General features: G+C 34.6%; 17 protein-coding genes and 2 tRNA genes. 13 read left to right on the forward strand and 6 right to left on the reverse strand.

Going from position 1 to position 25,102, the window contains the following annotated elements:
• Positions 1-96: 96 nt before the first annotated feature.
• The 8 genes from WAA15_RS21715 to WAA15_RS21750 all read left to right on the forward strand — a co-directional run bounded on the left by WAA15_RS21715 (position 97) and on the right by WAA15_RS21750 (position 5,356).
• Positions 97-169, forward strand: a tRNA-Gly gene (locus WAA15_RS21715).
• Positions 170-225: 56 nt separating this feature from the next.
• A tRNA-Leu gene (locus tag WAA15_RS21720) sits at positions 226-311 on the forward strand.
• A gap of 182 nt (positions 312-493) precedes the next feature.
• The gene (locus WAA15_RS21725; protein ID WP_337044948.1) at positions 494-838 is read left to right on the forward strand and encodes an ISAon1 family transposase N-terminal region protein; all 345 of its coding nucleotides are present in this window, start codon (positions 494-496) and stop codon (positions 836-838) included.
• A 113-nt stretch (positions 839-951) separates the two neighbouring features.
• Positions 952-1,794, forward strand: coding sequence for an HNH endonuclease domain-containing protein (locus tag WAA15_RS21730; protein ID WP_337044949.1), 843 nt, complete (start codon positions 952-954; stop codon positions 1,792-1,794).
• Positions 1,795-2,124: 330 nt separating this feature from the next.
• Positions 2,125-2,787 carry a recombinase family protein gene (locus WAA15_RS21735; RefSeq protein WP_337044950.1) on the forward strand — a complete coding sequence of 221 codons (663 nt, stop codon included), beginning with the start codon at positions 2,125-2,127 and terminating at the stop codon, positions 2,785-2,787.
• A 148-nt stretch (positions 2,788-2,935) separates the two neighbouring features.
• Positions 2,936-4,267, forward strand: a complete 1,332-nt coding sequence (locus tag WAA15_RS21740; RefSeq protein WP_337044951.1) for a radical SAM protein — start codon at positions 2,936-2,938, stop codon at positions 4,265-4,267.
• 61 nt (positions 4,268-4,328) lie between these two features.
• The gene (locus tag WAA15_RS21745) at positions 4,329-4,808 is read left to right on the forward strand and encodes a hypothetical protein (RefSeq protein WP_337044952.1); all 480 of its coding nucleotides are present in this window, start codon (positions 4,329-4,331) and stop codon (positions 4,806-4,808) included.
• Between the two features lie 146 nt (positions 4,809-4,954).
• Positions 4,955-5,356 (forward strand): DUF2958 domain-containing protein, encoded by a 402-nt coding sequence (locus WAA15_RS21750; protein WP_337044953.1) that lies wholly within the window; start codon positions 4,955-4,957, stop codon positions 5,354-5,356.
• Between the two features lie 76 nt (positions 5,357-5,432).
• Here WAA15_RS21750 and qatD read toward each other — a convergent pair whose 3' ends face one another.
• Genes qatD through qatA form a run of 4 tightly spaced genes read right to left on the reverse strand, consistent with a single transcriptional unit; the run spans position 5,433 to position 10,329 of the window.
• On the reverse strand, positions 5,433-6,182 hold the full coding sequence (qatD, locus tag WAA15_RS21755) for a Qat anti-phage system TatD family nuclease QatD (protein ID WP_337044954.1): 750 nt from the start codon (positions 6,180-6,182) through the stop codon (positions 5,433-5,435).
• Positions 6,179-7,522, reverse strand: a complete 1,344-nt coding sequence (qatC, locus tag WAA15_RS21760) for a Qat anti-phage system QueC-like protein QatC (protein ID WP_337044955.1) — start codon at positions 7,520-7,522, stop codon at positions 6,179-6,181. Before qatC ends, qatD begins: the two co-directional genes overlap by 4 nt.
• A gap of 10 nt (positions 7,523-7,532) precedes the next feature.
• A complete protein-coding gene (gene qatB, locus WAA15_RS21765) occupies positions 7,533-8,489 on the reverse strand; it encodes a Qat anti-phage system associated protein QatB (RefSeq protein WP_337044956.1) in 957 nt (318 codons plus the stop codon).
• A 1-nt stretch (position 8,490) separates the two neighbouring features.
• Entirely contained in the window at positions 8,491-10,329 is a 1,839-nt protein-coding gene (qatA, locus tag WAA15_RS21770; RefSeq protein ID WP_337044957.1) for a Qat anti-phage system ATPase QatA, read from the reverse strand.
• Between the two features lie 570 nt (positions 10,330-10,899).
• Here qatA and WAA15_RS21775 point away from each other — a divergent pair.
• From WAA15_RS21775 to WAA15_RS21785, 3 genes are all read left to right on the forward strand, one after another.
• On the forward strand, positions 10,900-11,208 hold the full coding sequence (locus WAA15_RS21775) for a helix-turn-helix domain-containing protein (protein WP_337044958.1): 309 nt from the start codon (positions 10,900-10,902) through the stop codon (positions 11,206-11,208).
• Positions 11,205-12,434 (forward strand): type II toxin-antitoxin system HipA family toxin, encoded by a 1,230-nt coding sequence (locus WAA15_RS21780; protein ID WP_337044959.1) that lies wholly within the window; start codon positions 11,205-11,207, stop codon positions 12,432-12,434. Before WAA15_RS21775 ends, WAA15_RS21780 begins: the two co-directional genes overlap by 4 nt.
• Positions 12,435-12,674: 240 nt before the next feature.
• A complete protein-coding gene (locus WAA15_RS21785) occupies positions 12,675-13,673 on the forward strand; it encodes a S1 family peptidase (RefSeq protein ID WP_337044960.1) in 999 nt (332 codons plus the stop codon).
• Positions 13,674-14,185: 512 nt separating this feature from the next.
• Here WAA15_RS21785 and WAA15_RS21790 read toward each other — a convergent pair.
• The gene (locus tag WAA15_RS21790) at positions 14,186-14,404 is read right to left on the reverse strand and encodes a hypothetical protein (protein WP_337044961.1); all 219 of its coding nucleotides are present in this window, start codon (positions 14,402-14,404) and stop codon (positions 14,186-14,188) included.
• 347 nt (positions 14,405-14,751) lie between these two features.
• Entirely contained in the window at positions 14,752-18,867 is a 4,116-nt protein-coding gene (locus WAA15_RS21795) for a HigA family addiction module antitoxin (protein WP_337044962.1), read from the reverse strand.
• Between the two features lie 372 nt (positions 18,868-19,239).
• On the opposite strand from WAA15_RS21795, the gene WAA15_RS21800 reads away from it, so the two are divergent.
• The gene (locus tag WAA15_RS21800) at positions 19,240-21,138 is read left to right on the forward strand and encodes a hypothetical protein (protein WP_337044963.1); all 1,899 of its coding nucleotides are present in this window, start codon (positions 19,240-19,242) and stop codon (positions 21,136-21,138) included.
• A gap of 77 nt (positions 21,139-21,215) precedes the next feature.
• On the forward strand, positions 21,216-24,974 hold the full coding sequence (locus tag WAA15_RS21805; RefSeq protein ID WP_337044964.1) for a hypothetical protein: 3,759 nt from the start codon (positions 21,216-21,218) through the stop codon (positions 24,972-24,974).
• Positions 24,975-25,102: the final 128 nt, after the last annotated feature.

Here is a 25,102-nt window from a genome sequence, read left to right on the forward strand (position 1 = left end):
AGAAAAAAAATCTTAATTTTTTTTTGAAAGACACTTGACAAATATAGAATATACCCCTACCTTTGCATCCACATTCAACGACAAGATGAATGAAACGCGGAAGTAGCTCAGTTGGTAGAGCGTAACCTTGCCAAGGTTAAGGTCGCGAGTTCGAGACTCGTCTTCCGCTCGAAAAAGTTCAGCACCCTTTAAAAGGTGCTTTTTTTTTCAAGAAACACACCATCCGCCGGGGTGGTGGAACTGGTAGACACGCAGGACTTAAAATCCTGTGAGCCGAAACGCTCGTACGGGTTCGATTCCCGTCCCCGGTACTTCTAATTAGTTGATAATCAGCGAGTTATGCAGGAAATGTGTAACTCGTTTTTTGTTTTTAAAATATAGGTACAACATAGGTACAACAATTTCAAGTACAACTCTAGCTATATTCTCCGGATCAAACTAAAAAGTTGGGGAGTAGCTAAAAAAGGGGTTACTTTGTAGAAAAATGATTAACTTGGATACGACGCTACTCTCGTTACTACTACCAGAAGGCATTTTAGAGTATTTTGAATTGACTAATGTGATAAAGAAAGAAGATTCTTACTATCTATTTTTATCCGAAAAGAACCTACCTCCACAAGAATTTCAATCAGACCAACTGCAATCGAAGGGATTCTATGAAGAAGAAACAGTCCGGGATTTTCCACTTCGTGGTAAAGCCTGTTATCTAAAAATCAAGCGCAGGAAATGGCTGAATTTAAGCTGTGGAAAAACAGTCTATAGAGATTGGGAAATGGTAGCAGATGGCACGCGAATGACAAAGGAATTCGCAACTTTTTTAAAAGGACTTAGTGGATAATACGCCCATCAGTTGTAGGACACTGGGTGAGCTGTATGGATTAGATGGCAAGCGATTCCAAGAACAATATGTAAGTCATTTAAGCGATTATAAGAATTGGCCACAAGCCACACATGCAGAAGATTGGTTGTTATTTACAGAGAATATCAGCCTTTTACAACGAAATACGCAATAAAGACATTAGCATTGAGATAAATCAAAGCTTCTTTGTTTTAGTAAAGAAGTTAAAAGAAACTATAACAAACATGCCAATGCGTTACATAGGCGGAAGTATTTCATTGAACCACTATTCTATTTATAAATATTATCCTTCTGGAAAAATTCAAAACTCCTTAAAACAAAACTTATCTTGGCTAATAAAAGGCTTTGGATACTTTTCAATTCCACGAGAATATTTTGAAGCCTTTAAAGTATTAGGAAGTTTCATAAATGGGACGGACAGCATTATTTTCAAATGGGCAGAGTTTTCAGTTACGGCCAGTGGAAAAAAACTTTCCCCTGAAAAAGTGATAAACGAAATTCTAAAAAATCCCGTGACTGAAAGAGAGATAAAAAATTCAAAAGAACTATACAAAAACCTTCTTAAAGAAAACGGCCAGGTTTTCTGTGTTTGGACAGGGAATCATATTAATACCTACGATATACATCATCTAATTCCTTTTTCTATTTTCAAAAATAACGATATGTGGAATCTCCTTCCATCACAATCATCTATTAATAATAGAAAACGAGATAAAATACCAACCATTCAAACATTGAAAAATGCAGAAGAACTTATTATTTATTATTGGGAATTAATCTACAATAAACAGAAAGATTACTTTTTAGATCAGGTACAAGTCTCCTTACTAGGCAACTTGCCTAAAGATAAATGGCAAAAATCTGCTTTTAGCCAATTGATAAATACTTCGAAATACTTGATTGAAATTCGTGGTTACGAACCTTGGAAACTTTGATTAGTCATTCTAGTATTTATGCTATAAATAGCATTACTCTTAAGATTCTCCATGACATTCATAGCATAAGCCGATATAAATTCGCTTCTACATATTTACCACTTTTTTTACGATTGCTACAAAGTTTTAGAGATATTTCCTCAAAAGTTTGTACATGAGTAAACGATCGTTTACTCATGTACAAAAAAACTACTTTAACCCCATTATTCTCTTTTTATAAGCCTCTGTAATTCAGTCTTTTACTTCCTTAGAAATATTGACTTTCTGCTACAAAGTTGTTCAAATATAAACGATGGTTTACCCTTGTACAAAAAGGATTCATAAATGCCTATGAAACAAGCAATTGCGTACTATCGTGTATCAACACGAAAACAAGGGAAAGGGGGTCTGGGATTAAAAGCGCAGGAGTTTGTAGTCAGAAACTATTGCAAATACAATGATTTCGACATTGTAAATGAAATCATTGAGGTCAAATCAACCCGAAAATTCAGAAATGGATTGCAGGATGCCTTAGAACAATGCAAAATACACAAGTGTACTTTTATAGCAGCTAGGCTTGATAGAATGGGCCGCGATGTAGAGGAGATTGCCGCTATTATTAAGTCGGAAGTAGAAGTCCTAATTGTCGATACTCCGAATGCGAGTGACTTTCTACTTCATATACAAGCAGCGGTAGCGCAGGATACAAGAGATAGAATTAGTATAAATACAAGAAATGCTTTAGCATTAGCTAAACGGAAAGGAGTTGTTCTTGGTAAAAACGGCAAAGCGCTTGCAGAAAAAAATAAACGGGCAGCAGAAAACTTTGCAATAAAATTATCCCCTTTGCTGATGCGCTTTAAAGAAAAAGGAATAACAACAGTCAGGGCAATAGCCAAGGAGTTGAATAAAAAGCGTATCAAAACATTTCGGGGTGAAGGACGTTGGCACCCGACAACAGTGCATACTTTATTGAATCGTTTAAATAATATATCAATTACTATAACCGCTTAATTAATGAATAATTCCAAAGAAAACGACATATTATTTGATGATGTATTAGTACTTACAAAACTAACAGGAAGGCATGACCTGAATATTGTATCGTCCAATAATGATTGCGATTGCGGATCGTATACATCCACTACAACCTTAGAAGAAAGTGATACCAATCAAATCACCCAATCTATTGGTCAGACCAATAGATAATAACTATTCTTATGCCGTCAATTGTTCCTATCCACATTCCTTACGGATTTTGAATAGGGCACAGTTCGATATATTGTCAGCGATTGACAATAAGCGCAGTATCTCCGACCTCTCAGAAAGGCTTTCTATACAATCAGATATTCTGGAAGGGTTTTTAAAACTCCTGTCCAAAACCGAGATTATCAGGTTTGACGACGGCTTTACAAAGCCTCAAAAACCTAAAACCCCACAATCATTGAACTTTTGGGTTCACACTACTAACCGATGTAATCTTACCTGTGGATACTGTTATATTTCAACATTGAATACAACTAATGGAATGTTGGCAACGACTCAAAGACAACTCCTAACCAAATTGGTTGAAACAGTAAAACGAAAAAATATAACAAGCATAAAGTTACGGTTAGCAGGAGGCGAACCACTTAGTCAGTTTAAGGTTTGGAAAAGCTTTATCCCAGAGGCAAAGACCACATTAAAGGCTTTAGGCTGTGATCTGGTTTTCTCATTTATCACCAACCTTACAATTTTAAGTGACGAGATTCTGGCTTTCGCAAAAGCCAACGATATTCGCTTTGGCGTTTCCCTGGACGGATTAGAGCAATACAACGATGCCTCTCGGACATTCCGAAATGGAGCTGGGTCTTTCAAAGTGATAAACGAAAATATTCAGAAGTTACAGGCGTATGATATTCCTGTATCAATCAATACAGTTGTTAATAACCAAAATCTGGAAGGCTTACCTAACCTGACCCGTTATCTGATTGGGTTGGATATTCCATTCCGTTATTCCATTGTCAAAGGTGAAGCAGTGAGTGCGGAGCTATTAGAAACATATCTGACAGAATCCTATGCGATCATGGCTGATGCCATTCAATCCGGATGGTCTTTCTCTAACCGACACCAGTTCTGCGACCTGAAACCGAATGAATTAGGGTTTCAAACTTGTAATTCCGGCTTCTCAGGTGGTGCTATCTACATTGATGGGTCACTCAATTATTGCCATGTTCATTTCGGGGATAAATCTCAGCAGTCCTTTTCCATTTTCGACGAAGATTTAGACTTGGTTGATATGATAGAACAGGGCAGCCATTATGAAGATATGAAATCAGAAGATTGTTGTTTATGCAAATACAAAGCCATTTGTACAAGTGGATGCTCGGTCTATCGGGTGAATGGCAAAGACCCACAATGCGCTATTTATCATAAGTTTATCCCGTTAATTTATGAATTACAGGCATTGGAACGGTTGAAATTACTACAGAATTATTCAATGATAGGGGCATAAATATCGTCTCTGATATTTATCATTTTTATTCCTCAATTGTCAGAAAAGCGGCAGGTGAATCTTGGAAATCTTTATTTCAGTTTTGGCTCTGTTCGCAACATTTTGGAATTTACACTTGCAACGTGTGCATAATGCAAAATCACTGAAACCTTTGGGCCAGATTGATTTGGTTGACAGCAAAAAGAAAATCTACATCTTTATTCAAAATAGTGGAGTTGGCCCATTGATTATTGACAAGCTGATTTTTACAAAGAATGGCAAGCAGTATTCTTCCATTAGTGAATGCCTGAATTTAGATCCGAAATCTTATTACCACATGCTAATCAATGATGCTGTAAAAAAGGTAGTATCTCCGAACTCGCATTTCATTGTTTTTGAGAAAAATATCGAACACGATACGGATATAGTAATAGAAGAAATCAGAAAACAACTTTCCTCAATTTCAGTAATGGTAAACTGCCTAGATATCTATGACAACAAATCCAGTTTTGAAAGAAACTTGGATTGGTTTTCTAGACATATGATAGATAAGGTGAATTAAACAACTTAAATTATTTCATTAATTAATCTTCATACAACCTGTGTATTGTTTATCAAAATACACGGTAATTAATCAACCCTCTCTTATCTACGAATCATCTTGATGTTACCTTATTCTATCTCCTAATAACTGATCCAGGAGATAATATGCAACTTTTGACTGAAGAACAGCTTCAACAGCTAAAGAAGAACGGCTTGCCAAACAACCGTAGCAAAGACCATTTTCCAGTCGCCAAGCTATTTACACCAGATGCAGGGGCAACCTGGCTTTTAACCGAACTGGATTATGAAGACCCAAGCATTGCATTTGGCCTTTGCGATTTAGGTCTTGGATTTCCCGAAATTGGATATGTTTCTCTGGAAGAGCTGAAAGAGGTTCGGGGACGATTAGGCTTGCCTATTGAACAGGATAAATATTTTGAATCAAAGTTTCCATTAAGTGTTTATGCTGAAGCAGCAAGAATGATGCGAGAAGTCACGGAGAGAAACGATCTGTTGGAAAAAGTAGCAATTGCTCTCAAAACTAAAAGAAAGCCTAAACCTTTATAGAATGAGGTGCTTACTTTTTCAGCCTTATCTTAGTAATCAGCAATAGCAAACGCTATTGCTTTCACTATTAAGATAGTCAAGTGCTCGTAGACAATAAATTTTTGAAATTATTATACACGATGGATTTAATTTCTTCAGACGATTTATTTTTTCTAATCGCAATTCCTTCAATTGTGGAAGAAAGGCTTTTTAATCTGGTATTTATGGTTGGGGAAAAAGTAAAAGGAGCATCTGTCTCCGTCAGAATTAGGTTCTCAGGTATATAACTGATTATTTCTTTGCCTTTCTCAGATATAACCATGTTGTGGTTTATAGAAAAATAGAAACCTCTGAGAACCGCTTTTTTAAGGTCGTCAATTGTTCCTGAATACCAATGTAATATGACCTTATTATCTGTGTTATAAAGATATTTCGAGAGAAACTCTATTGTTTCATTTGCAGCATTTCTACTATGTATTGTCAGAACTTTATTTCCATTGTCTCTAACAGATAATAACACTTTTTCAAATGTTTCTTTTTGAAGCTTATACGTCTTTTTTAAATCCGAAGAGCCATCTAATCCAATTTCACCAATATAACGAGTTTTTTTTATCAATTGCTGAAATAATACGAGTTCGCCTTTAAATTGGTCTATTAATTGTGGATGAAGACCTAAAGCCACCCTTATATTCAATGAATCGCCAAATAACTTGGAATTTGGTCCAAAGAAGGAGGGTGCATTTGTCACTGTAATTGTTTTTATTCCAAGATCATCTTCTTGTTTTGAGTTATTTTGAATTCCTTTAAATAAATCTAAGTGGCAGTGGGTATCAATAAATGTACTCATCTTAAAACTATGGATTTGATAAGGTTTTCAACCTCATTCAATGATCTTCGATAAACCTCAACATAAGGAGTAACGTCTTCTCCTAATGGACCTGTATTTCTTATAGCTGCTGTCAAGTAGTCCGGCTTAGCATTTACTTTCTCAATCATGTATTTGAATGCGAGAACATCTGCTCCTTCTTTCTGTGTAATATCCAAGCCTCCTGCTGAAAATATATCCTTTCGGTATGGGAAAGGGTCCTGAACACCAGCTGCTTTAAATGATGCCTGTCGAATTAAACATGGAACACAATATCCGCAATGACCATTTCCCTGGCCGTCCCATCGTCCGGATGGGTGACTACATGACATCGTTTCTGTCTGAATAACCAGCTTTTGATTCAAACAGTTTTTTAACATCTCACCTTTTGTTACAAATTGATACGGATTTTTTATAGTTACCCCAATTTGCATACTATTAAATAACATTTGCATCATTTGTAAATAGTAAGGATGTGTAGTCCTTGTACTATGTGAGCCAGTTCTAAGTGGCGTTAGTGGTATATTTAAACTAATCATTCCATTTTCAGGGACAATCAGATTAGAAGTCTGGTTCAGAGTAGACGCACAAATTGCGCCTAATGAAAGAAACAAGAAAGACCGCCCCCTTTCAGTGTGGTCTTCTGCCTCAAACAAATCTTCTTTGGGAATTCGCAAAAAAGCATAAATCCTTTCTGGAGAGTTGTCTGTGTAATATTGTTTTAAGGCATCAAAGCATTTATTTTGGTAAAGTGTCACATCACTACTTTTCGAATGTCCTACAAGTAATGGTCTTGTTCCTGATTCTAACAAGTCTACAGCACCTATAAAGCTGTCCATACCACCGGAAAACAGACAAACAGTATCAGTCTCATATGGCATCCCATATCGTGCCAGTTTTCCTACGGGAGCTAGTTTTAAATCAGGGTCTGAACGTTTCCTAAAAGTAACATCCCAGATATCTCCAGTCAGAAATCTAAATATTTTTTCTAATAATTTTTTCTGGCTATCCCAAAAATCAGGATCACTTACCGGGATATATAAATCAATTTGTCTCGTCCATGAATCTTCTGCAAATATTTCTCTTTTAATTCTTGTATCTGCTCCATACATCGTACTGGCAATGACGAGTAAATCCATTACAAGTTCTGTTGGCTCTAACTTAAATCTCTTTAATGCATCGATGAATTCATGGACACTCACATCTGTAGCATTATGGTTTTTGAACATTGGAAGATTTGCGATCTTCACATATGAGCTTTTGTCGAGGTTAAGCCCCTTGTCAGTTTCTCCTACAAGAGCTATTAGTGCTAATTTTCCCATAGTTATTCATTTAATCTAATCCAGCCATTGTATCAAAAGCGATTCGATAAATATTTTCAATTTTTCTCTCAATATCATTTTTGTCTCCTCTTTGCGTAGCAATAATTTCAGGCATTATTTGGTTCCTCACCAACCCGTTTATAATTTGGTATATGTTCTCTTCAATTTGTACCAGTTCTTTAATATCGGTAGTGATTTGAGTAAGTCCGTTGCCAATGTCATTGATTACGCGCTGAGCTATTGATTCTTCAATAAAGATTGCAAGCATTACTTCAATTTGTTCGTTGGTAAGGCTGTCTAAATCGATTGAGCCAAGCTCGCAAATTCTGACTATCGTATTTGAGTATGCCTGTTTTGTGATACTATCATCCTGTGTATCTTCATAAATCTTGTCAGTGTCTTTGAAAATCTCATCAGTCAATGAAGATAAAACTTCGAGTAATGTTTTTCCTTGATATGATGAAAGATTGAATTGAATTAGAGCTTCGTTTTTTCCAATACTCTGAACTGTATTTAAAACAGTGTAGAAACTGGATACACGAGATGCTGCTGGTTCCATCCTTCGAGCTAACTGTTGAGGACCTCCAGCAGCATTTCTACTATAGCCTTTTAAAGCACTCTTCAGCTTTGCTGAATTCTGCCCACCACCACGTACATACGCATTAAATTGTCGGCGACTTTGTGTATATCTGTTGGAGGTTGCTGAAGAGCTACCCGTTCCGCTATCTTGGGATGAGTTGCTATTGCTCGAATCCTGTTGAGTTGTTTCACCACTATTGTTATTATCGTTACCAGTATCATTTTCACTTTCACTTCCTCCTGAATCCCCGTTGCTATCAAAAGGTTCTGGATTCTGCATATCAAAATCTGGAAAAATTTCTGGGGTCGGAAATCCACCACCACCAATCCAGCTTGGAATTAATGGGTTTGAACCTCCAGCCCCTCCTGATGATGCTGATGTTCCCATATTATTTATTGGTTAAAGCTAAAGTCTGTTTAGCAAGTTTTTTAAGGATTTGATTTTCATTCTGCTGTTCCCAGTTATGAAGCAATCCAGCAAACTTCTGATTAGCTTCTGAAGTTCTGAGACCGCTCAATTGACTTATTGACCAAACACCTAGATTTGTAGATGGGAAAGATTCTAAAATCTTTATAAGTCGAGTTTCAAGAGTTGAATCAACTCTAACAATTCTCAATAGCCCGTTGAAAGGAGCAGGCATTCTTGAAAGGTCGCTTATTGAATGACATTCAACTTCCAATTTTTCAAATAATAATATTTTTTCTTTAGCATTTATATTCACAAGGTCTTTTTCTGCCTTATTTAAGATGATTTCGTTACCACTATTTAATTGCTTGAAAAAGGCAACTAAATGTTCAGGGAATGACCCATCTGAATCAAACCCTATGGCCTTTTCCTTCGAAATAAAAATATAAGGACGTAAGTCAGTACTACCAATTTTAGGCTCTAATAAAGACCATTCTTTAAATGCTATCTGTCCACTATTATCCTCACCTTCTTTTTCCTTTTCATTTTCCGTATCTTTTACAGATTTTGAAGTGCCTTCAGGTGTTGATGAAACTTCCTCAACAATTTTATCGAAAGTTGCTGTTTGAAATCTTTCCAAAAGCATTAGTTTGGCCAATATTTTTAGTTCAACAATATCATCAAGTCCATAAATCTTGGATATTTTCATTCTTAGAAAAAGAGTGTTCAGAAACCTTTTAATGTTACGAGGGTTACCCTTCAAACCTAAAGATAATGTCGGTGTAAGTTGACCAGCAACAAGGAGTGTTTCTTGTAATTCAGTGGAAGACGTGGCAGATGCTCCGATTGCTTCTTTAATAATCTCATAAGTCAGTTCTAATGCTTCATATGGTCTCTTTTTACTGTCTTCGTAAGCTTGATATACAGTTTTCAATTGTTGAGAATCATTTTTCAAGTAGTTTTGCAGCATTAGTAGTTTAATATAGTTGCCTGTTTGCTGTTTAGTTAGTGTTGGAATACGAATGGGAATTTGTATCAACTTTTCTAAGTAGTTTTTCGTATATTCAGTATAGCTTGCAGGTAAATTAGGAAAATGCTCTTTTACAGCATACTCAATCATTCTTTCATCAGCAGAAATGACAAAAGTAGTTCCTTCTACAAAAAGGAACAGTCTAATTGCTTCAAGGATTTCTATGACAGATTTGGGTAAGCATCTATCTAAATCATCTACTAGGACTATTATGTGGTCGACTTTAGAACTAGAAATGAGCTTTTTGAATTCTTTACGAAAAGCATGAATTTGACTTGTGACAGTTTCTTCTTTTTCCTCTTCTTTTATCATAGAATCATCATCCGAATACTCCGTCATTTTCTTTACTCTGGAGATTCCCTCCCCAATTATTCCAGCAACAGGAAGACCTGTTATTCCAGTTAGTAAGGCACCAGCAGAAAATTTAGCAACTTTTAGCCAGTTTATACGGCCTAGAAGTGATTTTGCAAATTTTTGAACTTTCTTATTAGCAGGTTGTAACTCTGCAAGCTCTGTAACAACAGTTTCCATCAAGGCTGTCTTAGCATCCTCGTATCCTTGAAATAACCAGCCATTAAATAGTATGCAATGGTTATTTGAAACCTTAGCAACTTTTTCCGCTTTGACTTTTGATTGCAAAATAGAAAGAATAGAGGATTTACCAACACCCCAATCACCATATACTCCAATTGTAAGAGGCCGAAGATTACTATCTCCAATTATTTCAATTACAGTTTGTGCTATTTTATCATTACCTAATAAGTCAACATCGGTTTCTTTATCGTTCCACATCAGTAAAATGTTTTAATGCAGTTAAACAATTTCATGCGACTAAACTGATGTACAGTCGTCGGTTTTAGAATATTCGGAATTCAGAAATAATTTAAATGGGCACTAATAATAATCCAAAAAAAAATAATTTAGTAACAAATTTAATAATTTTTATTATCTGGTATTTTTTTGCGTATAGATTTTTGCGTTACTAATTCTTGAGATTAGAAAACTTACGTAAGAGTTCTTGTAAATTTTTCAAATATTGCCAAGAATAAAATTACAGCTCATATATTTTAAATATTCATGGGTGCTACTCTAAGAGAATGAAAAATTTTTTCGTTTAAGTGGATTCTTTAGTATTTATCACTTACATAATTGTGATTGATATTTTATTGGTTCACTACAAAACTATTCTGAAATATGCCAAATTAACATATTGATTAAGTTATTGAAAAATTGAGTATTGTAACAAGGATTGAACTTGTGACTTCTTCCATGTCAGAAAACAATAGATTATCTAGTAGAATTTAGGTATATTTGTAATATAATAGTATTATAAAATAGAACTTTACTGGCATAACTAATATCATGATATCACTTATAACGCCTTCTAAAGCGCAAAGAAAACTTACCGATAATGTCCGTAAGAGACGTTTGCTTATGGAGTTGACTCAGGAAGAGTTGGCAGAACGCTCAGGCGTTGCGCTACCTACTTTAAGGAAGTTTGAGCAGAAAGGGCTTATTTCTCTGGAATCCTTTCTCAAGCTTCTTTTAGTAGTTGGCGGACTTGAAGAGATAATTGAGTCTACTAAACCAAGTAAACCTTTATTCAATTCGATTGATGATGTGCTTAAGGATAACAATCGTTCAACTCGTAAACGAGGGCATCGGAAATGAAAAGACCAATATCAGATATTAAGGTGGGTTTGGACTTCGGGGGAGAAATCTTGCCAGTCGGGCGTTTAGCTGCTCGTGATGGAGTTATCTATTTTGAGTATCACAATTCTTTTCTTCAATCGAACCTTGAAATTTCGCCATTACGTTTGCCACTAAAACCGGGGGTTTCTTCATTTGCCCCACGACCTTTTGAAGGTCTGGCAGGTGTATTCAGTGACAGCTTGCCTGATGGTTGGGGGCGTTTATTGTTTGATCGCTACATGCAGTCACAGGGAGTGCTATCATCAGAGATAACACCTCTTGAACGTTTAGCCTATGTCGGATTAAAAGGCATGGGGGCATTAGTCTATGAACCGGACTTCAGTCAACCTGATATACAAGGTTTAATTCAACTGGATTATTTTGCCGAAAAAGCTGAAGAAGTACTTACTGGAAGTTCTGGAGAAGTTATAGAAGAACTCTTGAGTTTAAATGGCTCATCTGCTGGAGCAAGGCCTAAAGCTCTTATCGGACTTGATACAAATCGTCAAAATATATCGCACGGAGCACAACATCTTGTAGAAGGGTTCGAACCTTGGCTCGTTAAGTTTCCCAATATACTTGACGGAACAGATGCTGGTGCTATTGAGTATGTTTACGCCATTATGGCGAAAAATGCAGGTGTGAATATACCGGATGTACATTTATTCCCGTCGCAAAAGGGAGCTGGTTATTTTGCTGTCAAGCGTTTCGATAGGGATGGTTCAAAGCGGTATCATATGCACACAGCAGCAGGCTTGTTGCACAGTGATTACCGAATGCCCTCATTAGATTATGAAGATATGCTGACTCTCACCGGAGCACTTACCAAAGATATTCGTGAAGTAGAAAAGATGTATCGCTTGGCTGTTTTCAATGTTTTATCTCATAACCGTGATGATCATGCCAAAAACTTTAGTTTTCTGATGGATAAAACCGGACAGTGGAAACTATCGCCTGCCTATGACCTTACCTTTTCTAGCGGGCCACGTGGAGAGCAAAGTACGATGGTGATGGGTGAGGGGAAAAACCCAAAAGAGCAGCACTTAATAAAATTAGGATTGGAAGCCAGTCTTTCAAAACAAGTAATTGGCCATATCATAGAGCAAATCAGATACGCTTTAGCACAATGGAGACAAATAGCTAAAGAATATGGGGTAAGTCCTGCAAAAGTAAATTTAATTGAGAGTAATATTAGAAAAACTTAAGTTAGAAGGTATTATAATACTCTTTTAGTATCAATATAACCGAAAATGTATAGGATACTTAGTCAGTTAAATTGAGATGGTGACCGTCAAGTTGATGAAAAATATTAAATTTGTTATAAGACAATAAAACCTTTTGAATTAAATCAGAAGGTTTTTACTTTTTCAAATACTTTTTATAAGTAAAAAATCGACTTGATGATAGAACATGTTTAAAAATTAGTTCATAACATTATTTTCAAAATGGCAATTGTAACAAAAATACTAAACTATTTTCACCCTGATAGAGTGGTTGTTGATTATTACACATTTGGTAATTTCTTAAACGCTCACAGGAATGAAATAGATGCAATTAATTTAAATATTCTGATAAGAAAACTACTTCTAGAAGGGTATTTAATGGTTATGAGAGAGGGTGAAGCATTGAATCCTTTAAATACCGCTTATCAATCTATAAATTTTGATGCTGCTGAAGCAAGATATGGAGCTTATGACTTCAAAATCCTTGGATTTCCTTATATCAGAAGTATTTTTAGTAAATCAGTTTTTTCTTTTCTTGTAAAGTTTGACGATAATCAAAAAATTGGAACGGGCTTTCTTCTGGAATTTAATAATCAAAAATATATTTTAACAGCAAAGCACAATGTTCTAAATAACAAGGGATTTAAAATTTGTATTTCAGAAGGGGAAGAAGCAGAACCTAGAGAATTATGGATAACTTATAAAGGTGATGATTTTGATTCCTCATTAGATGAAAATATTGACTTGGCATTACTCAAAGTTGATCCAGCTAGCATTCAAGATTTAAAAGCATTTATTCTTGAAAAATGGAAAGTTTTGGATGAAGTTTTGACTGCTGGATATCCCCCAATTCCTGGATTTGATGCTATTCAATTTTGTGAGACTGCTACGGTAGCAGGTTTAATCTCCACTTCAGGTGAAATTACTGGTGAAGGTAACTCATACATTGGAAAGCAAGATTATTTCTTAATCAGCGCACGAGTCAAAGGTGGAAATAGTGGTGGTCCTGTCATTAATAGATCGGGGAAAGTAATAGGGATTGTTGCTGATATACCTGAAAATAATAATCAAATGGACTCAATGGGCTATGGGATTGTAACTCCAATGGAAACAATCTTGAAGTTTCTTCGTAGTGTTATTGAAGAAACAGAAGAAGTAAAAGTAAAAAAAATAAATATTGTTCAAGAAAATGGATGGACAATTATAAATAAGAAGATTTGAAACGCCTTTTTGAAATGTTTTAAATTAAAAAAGCAAAAGCTCTACCTGTAACCTATTAGGATGAGATAGAATAATAATTTTCTTACTATTGTTTTCTAATCTTATGCCTCACATATTTTATTGATATGTGTTTTAAGATATCCGCTTTTTATTTCCGATTAGGACTATTAGCACAATAAAGAAAAGTTCAATTAAGAAAGGGATGAGGGTGTATAAAATATTCTTATAGGCACCAAGCATAAACAAAACGGCATAAATAACTGCTGTAATAACTAATGAGAACGCTATAACTGAGTCTAGTCTTTTGTTTATTCTAACTTTAAACAAAGATAATAATAGAAGTAATGGGACAATTATTGTCTCCAATGTGACTGCTCCAAATAAAAACTCAATAATATCTTTAATTGTAAATGCAATCAAACATATTACTACAAAGAGTATAAAAATATATATTCTCAAAATATTTGGAATAATGTCTAAATTGAATATGAAGCAAATAGGGAAATCAGCAGTTAAATAATGAGGCTTACCTGGCTTATTTTTTCGGTATGATGGTTTACCATAAAAAAATAAAGTAATAATTCATTGAAAACTTCGCAGTTAAAAGCTTTTAGCTCTTTCTCCATCAAAATTTCTCTAAAAGCTCTTGCTGAACAAGAGTGAAATACGGGTAAGCATCCAAGACTAGTTGTAGTTTTACTTATATGTTCAGCAAAATAAGTTTTAGCCATATTAATGCCTTTTTTATTTATTCGGTCCTAAATATATTCATTTTTCAAATATTTTTATAAATAATCTGGTTATTTTTCAAATTAAGACGATTTTCTATTATTTCTTTAACAAAATATGTAGTCCCAATGCCAACAACTATTAATAACAGTAGAACCAATTAAGTTAGCAACGTGTCAACTAAGAGCAGTCTAAGTACAATCGAGATAGTGACTTTTATTGGTACCCAAGATGGTACCCAATAAAAAGTATTTCTATTTATGATAAATCATACATTGATTTAAGTATTTGAAAAATATGGTGAAGCTAACCTGTCTCGAACTGGTGACCGCTTATATGTCAAGAATAGCTACTTCAAACGTTTTCTTATACCTGCTTCAGTATCCTCTCTCAAAGCATCATCTTCATAATACTGTACTAATTTATTCAAAATTGAGGCCGCCACAAATGGATGCGAAAACTCTAAAGCCTGCGTCCACAAACTATACATTTTTGCTAATTGGCGTTCTTGATCGCCACCTTCACCTCGCCAGTGAAGGCCACGTGAGTTATAACGACCAGTTACCATTCCTCGCGAAATATCATCCGATTTTATTTGCTCCAAAACGTCCCTAATTGGTTCGCAAGGCCAAATTTCATCTTTACCTTTAGGACTTTTTGCCAATAATCCTCCAAGCGTAAGATCGCCAATGTCTTTGCGACCTAATTCTTTACAAGTGTTTCGGTAAATTTTTATCCAGTTCAAAAGGTGATTGGTATCAACTTCACCTATCTCATTATGCCCAGGTATATGTTGCAGTGCATCTATTAATTTATATCCACGCTGAGCTCTGTATTGCACCTGACCCGGGTCATCGAGTTTTATTTCATCAGGGTCTGTTTCACCGTCTTTACGTCTATAAACCCATGCTACTACCTGTGCAAAGAATTCTGGATGAAGCTCAATATATTTTTCAAGATTCGGAATACCACGAGTTCCACTATTTCCTCTACGCAATGCAATAATATCTATATAAGCAAATTCTAGTACAGCCATTTGCTCAAAAGAAAATGAGTCACTGTTTTCAAGAAATTCAAAAGCTTTTTCAATCTCATAATGTTGAAATTGGTAAGTGCCATCTATTTCATTACTTTTATTCACCAAAGCATTCATTAATCTATAAAGTAAAGCTGGCCTAATTTTCTCAAAAATATAATGAACATAGCTGAATGCTGCACGAGGTCGATTAACTACTAAAAGTTTTTCTACAACTTCGTTTGGATCTTGCTCATCATAGTGCCACCAATCCGGTGAAACAGAACTCCAATAAATTTGCTGTAGAGATTCATTAAGTTTATTGACGAGATACCATGTCGCCTCACAAAATGGAGCAAATCGAAGAAGCCTAATAAAATTTTCTTCTGAAAGAAATTCTTTTGCTTTAATAAGTATTTCTGTCCTTTTATTATTATCAATTATCGATCTAAGGGTTCCTTTTACTAATGATTCATATGCCCATGTAGTTGCCTTTTCTTCTGACCCTACAACTTTCAAAATAAAATCTAGTGTTCCTTGAGACGAAAGAATATTTTTTGTCATCAACGTACCAATTTCAAAGGGTGCTTTTCCCAATTCAGATAATTCTAAAATTCCATCTGTGCCACGTTCGTTATATATATCTTGAAGAGCCTTGCTTCTAATCTGGTCAATTCTTTCAGCACGTTTGCGATAATCATTATCTCCGTTGTTTATTTCGTCATATGACTCTTCGACCCATGATTGTCGAAATAACCATTCAAACTTATTGATTATATTCTTTGGTTCTAGTGCTTCATAAGCTGCATTTGCGGCAACAATTGATTGATTAATTTGTCCATGCTCATTTCGAGAAATCATTTTTCGTGACATAAAATTAACCCGGATTTTTTCACGTATCCATGCCTTATCTAGGTCGCTGGCAGTAATTGCCCAATCTTTTACAATAGTCCATATAACTTCTTGCTCTTCTTCTCTTAAATCATGAAGGCGCTCTACTAAATCACCAATTGTAGTTTTATCATGGTTTTTCCAGTGGAGGACTATCTCAACCACCTTATCCGTAAATTCATACATTTCCTTATTTGTCTTTATAGGTGCACCGTAACCTTGTGCGTCATTCCTCCATCTAGGTTTATTACTATAGGAACCTGACTGTTGTAATCTTCCAAATTGTTCCATACAAATCTCCCATCCAATTTTTGGATAATCCTTTATGATAGAATTTAATACGGATATTCGTTTGCTGGCATTTGCAGCAGTTTGAGGCATCCAACATAGAAAAATTGCTTTGAGCGAAGCTATCGGTTTATTTGCCCAGTTATCATCAATTTTAACTTCTGCAAGTCTAGCTAATATTAACGCTGCTCTAGTAAGTGTAATTGGTGACCAAGCTAAGTTTTCTAAAGCCCAAAGCAAACCTGTGCGAGAACAACCACCTCCAAAAAAGTCAGATTCAGCAGGCTTCATCAGGCCAATAGTAGCAGGGGCAAAAGTTTTTAAATCTTTTTCAAGTATTTTTAGAAATGTGTCAGGAGCTACTTCCGCATATGTTGGTAAGTCACGGTCATGAGCTTCGAGTTTTCGAGTTGTCAACGGCTCGTAAAGTAGGTCTTCGACTAATTTACTAGCCAAAACTTCAACATTTATACCCAATCTGTTTAGAAAAAGAGAATTTCCATGAACTGCTAACAAAACAAGTGTTTCACAAATACCGTTGCGTAATGGACCTGAGATTTCTCTCGTTTTACCAAAGATTTTCGCAAATATTCTTTGTTTTTCGGGGAGATCTAAAGAGGGATTATCTTCAGAAAGAACAAGCTCAGCAACATCAAAATATGTTTTTAATTCAGTTTGGGTGATTGTTCCACTAATCGCAAATAATAAATCAATTTTTGAAACGACTCCTCTATAACTTCCTGTAGACCATACTGGTGAATCGTTTAATTGATTTATTTCTTGAACTTGTTTTTCTAAATCATCATATGGAGTTTCTTTAGCCAGTGATGATAAGATAATTTGATCACATTGATTAGTAGAATTCCAAGCTCCCGCAAACAGAAAAGGAACTAATTTTGCAGATGTACTTTTATCAGTTACCCAGTCTGGATTACGAATAGCAGGGATATTTGAAAGTCTTCTGCGTAGAACTGTAAGCGATCGTCCAGACTCATTTTCTAATCTGGTTCTTTCGTCATCTGTATATCCCATTTCTTCAAGAGACGAGTGAAATGATTCATAATTCAATGGCTCCAATTTAACGTGTGCGTCAGTATTAATTGAATTACGGGGATATACAATAATACAATGTATTTGGCGGCTGTAAATGGCCAGTTCACGTTCAACCTCTCTATTTGTAACAACAGCAATGAAGTTTGAAGAACCTGCTGCAAGTTGAGGTAACACGCCTGGTTGGTCAAAAACAACTACTTTATCACGAAATTTTGTTAAATCTTCTGTACTATCATTAAAAAGTTCAGCCAAAAAAGCAACCGCTTCTTCTGTTGAGTCAGCAGTAATTATTATTGGCTCTTTTGGTGTTTTGGTAAGTTTAGAGATTATAAGTGTTCTTGAATTATCTATTGGAGTTTTAAATAATGAACCTATTAAAGAAGGTTCACTTACTCTAGCCCAATCATCCCAACATTTGTCTAAAGACCTAGTTCCTAAAGATAAGGTGCGCTTTATTTCATTAGCAAACCAAGTTTGACCTGCAATTGATTGGGATACCCATTGTTCTAAATCGCTTGCATCATAAGCTCGAACATCTTTCCATTGACCTTTGGCATTATTTTCCTTTATCCAATTATCTTTTCCTGACCATTTATGAGGTGTAACAAAAACAAACGTAATACTTTCTCGTTCTGATTTATTATTCGCTTTTATACTTTTGATATAATCCCCATCTGCCTTAGTTTTAATATCTTGATTGCAGCCAAACTCCCAACCAGAAACTCCTTCTGGAATCCAAGGAGTGCCTTCAGAGGCTATTATAAACCCATCCCAACCGGGACGCTCTCCATTATCATTACCATTAAAATTGACTTTGCTTGGGACAATGCCACTAGAATGTATGAGAGTTCGTAGAAAAACAGCAAGGCGTGTTCGTGCCTTAATACTAGAAGCCCATTGCTCTATTTCACTAGCTAAAATATCAAGGAATGGTGGTACGTATATATTTGTATTTGAAGGTGTTCCTTTAACTTTTGCTTGTGATAAATCAAACGTTACTTGCATATCGTGCAATATTTGTGCAGATATTGCAAAGGCACGTTCAATACGTGAAGCCATATCCACCGACAAAGTAGAGTTTCCATTTAGGAAGTTTGAAAGGGCAGGTCGCCCTATGCCAAGTATCTTTGCGGCCTCGGTAACCGATATTTTTCGAGGTTGAAGAATATTTTCTCTAATGTATTGTCCCGGAGTCTGTAAATTTATTGAAGTTTTCACTAATATGATTAATATTTAATTTGTATTGTGTAGCGTTATACAATACAAATATATCAGTTAATATTTCAAGAGTCAATAAAAAGTAACAGATTTAATCCTCATTGATTATAATTAGATGGATTTGAGAAACAAGATTTGTTCCTTAAAATAAATACACTATAGAGAAAAATGAATAATTCTTCTATTCAACATATCTACAAGACTCAGATGAGTTATTACAAAAGTGATGTAAATAATCAAAATTAAGGTATTCATAAGTTTGCGCCATAAAATAAAAATAACTGAAATTGTTTTTACATTAATTGATATTTGTAATAGCTTTATCATCACACGACAAAGCTGCATATCTAAAGGATATAAACATAGAAATATATGTACACTGAAAAATTTCCAGACGAATTCGTAGAAAATTACAGATTTGCTGTTCAAAAAGCAAGAGAAGATCGTCCAAGATATTTTGCATGGATTAAGAAAGAGATAGAAATTGCTATCTCTCTCATTAATAATTTTGATAAAATCTACGTTTTAGGAGGCCTCGGGAGTAAATTAATTAAATCGACGCCAAATGCATACAATCAATTCTTAGAAACATATACTGATTCAAACAGAGAAGAAGTTGAAAAAGAATTTGTACAAAGTGACGATCAAATAGAGATACTTTTAGAATACTTAATGAGTATTTCAACAGCTTCACCTAATTCAAAAAAAGGCATTATTCCAACACAAGAAGACATTGAAGAAATTTATGAGCAACTTTCTAAAATCAAATCTAACATCAATTTTTGGGAATTATCAGCAGAAAATCCAGCAAATGGAGATGAGTTTGATCATTGGCTTAGAACAACAATGATGCTTGATACTATTAATGTTAGAGGTGAAGGCTATTTTACTCATATCCAAGAAGTGTATCAAGAAATGTTTCATCCTTTTGATGGATTTCTTCAGCAATATTATGGTTTCAATTCTAAGGATATATTTAGCACTATATTAAAACTTGATAGCTTAGTTTATTCTAAAGTAGGTAATCCGCTGGGAACAAAAGAAGCTCAAAAACGACTAACTGAATGGATGCAAGAAGTTGGGAAGGAAAAAATTGATGAAGTGATGCGAGAACAAGGGAAACACTTCATTATACAGTTCACAGAAGCTAATCCAGACTTATATGATCCGGAAACCCCCGAACATATTTTAATCCATAGTCTTGAAAATGTTAAGAGTTATAATAAGATATTTTGGGTTATTCCACAAACACAAAAGGAAGAATTAATTTTTGAAAGATTGTCAATTGAGTTTGGTGCAAATGATATCTTTTTTTTGCCTCCAACCTACAAGGGGTTTCCATTGAATGATACCCTAATAAATTTAAAACCGCTAATAAAAGAAGATTATAAGTATTATGATTTTTCCTTAAATCTTGCTTATAGAAATATTTTTAAAATCACAGAAGAATTAATAAAATCTGCTGATGCTGTTTATTACGATAATTCTTTTAAGGGTAATAGTAATTCAAACTCTAGAGATAATTATATTGAATTAAAAACCAAGCAACTATTTGAAAAGTTAGTCCCGACGGCCAAATTCTATCATTCTTTAGAATACAGTATTATAGAGGATGGAGTGCAAAAACGCACAGAACTTGATATTTTAGGGGTTTCAGAAGACAGTGTTTATATTATTGAGGTAAAAGCAGGTCTATTAAATACTAAGCATAGAAGAGGAGCTCTAAAAGGCTTAAAAGATAGATTAAAAGAGACAATCAATGAAGGTTCTTATCAATGTCATAGAGCTTTAAAGTATATTCAAGAAAATGATTCTTCATCATTTGAATATATAGAAGCAGGAACAAGAAAAACACTTTCAATTGATAATTCACAAATCCGATCCTACTTCAAAATTTCAGTAACATTTGAACATTTTTCATCTATTGCGGCAAACTTAAAATACCTCGTCAATTCAGGAGTTTTAAGCTCTGATTTTCAATGGACTTGGATTGTTTCGCTTTACGATTTAATGGTATTTTCGGATTTAATACAAAATGAGAATGAATTTAAAGAGTATTTGACTAATAGAATGGAATTATATGATAGAAATGACATAGAATTTTCAGATGAGATAGATATTCTTGGTTATTACCTTGAAAATAATTTCCCTTTAAGACAAGAAAAGGAAAACGAAATCTATCGAATTGTAAATTTCAAAGAAGAAATAGATTCCTATTATACAGGAACAGAGCTTGGAATTCCCGCAGTAAATAAACCGAAGAAAAAATAATAAGAAAGGAGCGTAAAAACTCTTTATTCACTTGTAATACAATTAACTTTTAGAATATATAAATAAAGAGCAAGATTATGCGATTTATTGAAGCTTTCGATTTAGCAAATTGGTCACAACGCATACAAACAAGAAGTGCATTTTCAAGGTTATTGTGGGATTTAATTTGGCAAACATGTGACGGGCAATTTATTGATGCACATTTCCCTATAGACGATTATGCGCAAGTTCGTGGCCATGATGGTTTTATTGTTACAAACAATAGCAGATATCCTAGTTTTGTTCCTATAGGAACATCTATTTGGGAGATTGGAGTGGGGTTAAATTATTTGAGAAAATGTAATGATGATTACAATGATGCATTAGAAGATTTTAAAGATAAAGATGCGTCACAAGTTACTTTTGTTTTCGTTACCCTTCAAGCTTGGGATAATCCCAGAGAATCTATTGTTGACTGGAAAGAAACAAAAAAAGATACTCCATTTAAAGATATAATTATTATTGATGGCACAAAAATTTTACAATGGTTAGAGCTATTTTTGCCTGTAGCTCTGAGACTAGCCCATGATGAACTACAAAATCGTATCCCACCTTCAGGTGTTAGAAGTATTTCCGGTTTTTGGGAAGGTTACTCACTTCAAACAAACATCCCGATAGCTGAAGAACTATTACTTGCAGGACGTAAAAAACAATCCGAGGGAATTTTAGAGCAAATGATAGCTGGGTTGGGTGAAACTACCTTATGTGGCGAAACCTCTGATGAAGTTATAGCATTTTTATGTGCAATTATTCAAAAGGCACAAGATGAACAACAAAGATTTTTAAAAGGGAAATGTCTCATTGTCGAAGATGCTGAAGCAGCGAAAAGATTATCGAATGTTTCTGGTATGATACTTATTGTAAATGAAAATGCAAGGAGACATGCGGCTTCACTTAAACAAAAAAATAAACTTTTTTATGCTGTTCCCATGCATGAAAAAGATATTAGAAACGCAGAAGCATTATCCCGCCCATCTTCTTCAGAATTTGCTGAAGCTCTAAAAATAATGGGATTGAAAGAAGAGGAGGCTTATCGTAAATCAATCTCTTGCAACCGTCTGTTACAGGTTTATATTCGATTAAATCAAAGCGCAAACTTTGATCTACCAATATGGCGTGATGATGTAAATGTAATTCCCGCTTTACTAGCAGGTGCTTGGGATTGTAATTTAGAGCCTGATACAAATGTATTGCAAAAGATTTCTGACTTAAATTCATATGAAGGTTATGAGCAACTTTTAGTAAAATATCTCCAAGTATTAGACCCTCCTTTATGGAGAGAGCAAGCAATTTGGAAAATTAGGTCTCCTTTGGATGCATTTATTTTAATGCATCGATTAATTACGCCAAACCAATGGAAAAAATTAAAAGACGTATGCATAGAAGTATTCTCTGACGTTTCTGTTCTTGAAATAAAAGAAACAGATGATTTTGGATTTTATCCCAAACCAAATCACAAACATTCAGAGTGGCTGAGAAACGGATTGTCAACAACTTTGTTAACAATAGCAGCACTCAGTAAAGATTTGAGAATTGAAATACCGAATACTGATCCTCAAAACTTTGTAAACGAAATATTTGATGCCATACCTAACTTATCGAATGACTATCGCATATTGTTTAGTCTAAAAAGTGCCTTACCATATCTAGCAGAAGCTGCTCCCAATTCTTTTCTTAATGCTGTCGCAGGCCTGATCGGCAGCAGTGATGAAAATATCAGGCCAATTATAAATAATACTAAAAACCCTTTTTTGCAGGCAAACTACCAATTTATTATTTGGTCGCTAGAACTATTGGCATGGGATCCCAACCTATTAACTAGGGCATCTTTATTGTTAGCGAAACTTGCTAACATTGAAGATAATAAGTCTAAACCAAATAGAGCTTTATCTTCACTAAAAAGAATTTTTCTACCTTGGCATCCAAGTACAAATGCTTCTTCTTCTCAAAGATTAGCGGCAATTGATAAAATTATATCAAACAATGATGAAGTTTCATGGGTCTTACTTTCTGAGTTATTACCAAATCATAATGAAGTAACTACAAGCACTACCCAACCACGTTTTAGAGACATGGAAAGTGCATCAAAAGAACGTCTAACTTATGCAGTAGTTTGGAAAATGCAGGAGCAAATCGTACAGTGTTCCATTAAGATAGCTAGTGATAAAATTAACCGTTGGGAAATAATAATAAATAGAATATCACAATTTGGACCTGTTCGTGAAAAATACAATCTGTATAGTATTGTATTAGATCATTTAGAAAAGATTGATATCAAAATACTTGAGGATGAGACAAATACAATATGGCATTCTATAATAAACTCTTTTAACAGGATGCGTCGGCAAGGAATTTTTATTAATAATCCTGAACTAATAAGTCAATTAGATAGAATAGAATCGAAATGGCGGCCAATAGAACAAGTTGATAATGTCATTTGGCTTTTTAATGCTTATCTGCCTACTCTTCCAAATTCAACTAAGACGGAAAATATTCTAGATTTAATTCAAATTGAACGTTCAAATGCAATTCGCGAAATAGTTGAAACAGAAGATATTCATTCAATAATAGAATTAGTGCAAAAGGTAAAACTACAAAGATTAGTAGCTCAAACATTAATTGATTTAAATGCCAGTGAAAAACTGATTTTCAGATTGGCAGAAGTAACAAATTTAAAAACAGAATTTCGAGAGTTTTTATTTGTTCTATCCTCAGAGGCTCATAATATAAATAAAGATAGATGGTTGAAATGGGTGATTGATAAAAGCGTGTTAAAAGGTTTTGAAATTGAAATTGTTAACCTACTTTTCGGATTTCCCGATAATCTCGAAACTTGGAAATTTGTCAATAAGCTTGGAAAAAATATAGAATCAATATACTGGAGTAATAAAATAATTTTTATCCAAACTATAGATGACCCAACTATAAAGTATGCAATTAAAAAAGGAATTAAGTTTGGAAGAGCATTAAATTTACTTGGTTTAATAGATAACAATTTTGAAAAGTTGTCCCCAGTTATTATTAAACAAGTCTTAGATGCAATAATTAAAGAAATTCAAAGTGGCATAGCAAAATTTGAAAGTCTAACAACACACTATCTTAAAAATGTATTTGAAAAAATTTATCAAAATACCACATTCTCTTTAGAGGATTTAGGAACTTTAGAATATTCTTTTCTTTCAGTTTTTGAAATAGATTATAAGCCTTCAGCTCTTTTTCATTTCATGGCTAATAGTCCTTCTTTTTTTGTCGAGATACTGAGTCATGCTCATCGAGCTTCGGGGTCTGAAATACCTAGTTTTATTACTAATGAAGAAAGAGCTAAGGCTAGTATTGCGTATAGATTACTATCGGATTTTAATACTATCCCCGGCGAACAAGTTGAGAATAACCCAATGTCATTACGTGAATGGGTAGATGAGGTTTTAAGAATAGCTACACAAAATAAAAGATTATCTGCTGCAGAGCAGTATATCGGTTATCTGCTAGCACATAGTGGGATAGGGAAAGATGGTGCTTGGCCATCAGAAAAAGTCAGACAGGTTATTGAAACTTTGCAGTCACATAATGTTGAAAGTGGTTTAGAGCTAAAACGCTTCAACATGCGTGGGGCCACTATCAGAAGTGTAGGTGACGGCGGAAGCCTTGAAAGAGAATTAGCTCAAACATATGAAACTTGGGCCAAAGCTTGCGATCAATATCCACAAACCGCAAGCTTATTACTTAGAATTGCGCGAATGTGGCATCGATATGCAAAAAATGAAGATGATCGTGAGCGTTTATCTCAATTTGATTAATTCTTGAATATAATTTCAACTAATATACCAAAATATAAAATAGAATTTCTCCAATAAAATATATTATGCGAATAATGGGTTGAAAGAGCAGAAATAGAGCCAAGACAACTAAGACTTACTTTTATGGT

It is taken from the genome of Emticicia sp. 17c (assembly GCF_037153985.1).
Classification (GTDB): Bacteria; Bacteroidota; Bacteroidia; order Cytophagales; family Spirosomataceae; genus Emticicia.